The following is a 247-nucleotide window of genomic DNA, read 5'->3' on the forward strand; positions in this document are numbered from 1 at the left end:
GCGGCCTGAATGGCTGGGCAGTCACGAAAAACGCGTCCAAGGAAGCCATCGATTTTGCGGCATTCCTGACCAGCAAGGAAAGCGAAGAAAAGATGGCGGCTGCCGGCATGATCCTGCCGGTTGCGACGGGTGCGGACGGTGCGGTGAAAAACCCGCTGCTGGCGGATTCGGCCAAGCAGCTTGCCGGTTCCACCTGGCACCAGAACTTCTTCGACCAGACGCTGGGTGCTGCCGTCGGCCGCGTCGT

1 protein-coding gene is annotated in these 247 nt (G+C 62.3%); it reads left to right on the top strand.

Annotated elements, in window-relative coordinates:
- On the top strand, positions 1-247 hold a 247-nt coding region (locus SB764_RS43450; RefSeq protein WP_410867234.1), incomplete at both ends, for a hypothetical protein.

The sequence above is a fragment of the Paraburkholderia sp. SIMBA_027 genome (assembly GCF_046535315.1).
GTDB lineage: Bacteria > Pseudomonadota > Gammaproteobacteria > Burkholderiales > Burkholderiaceae > Paraburkholderia > Paraburkholderia tropica.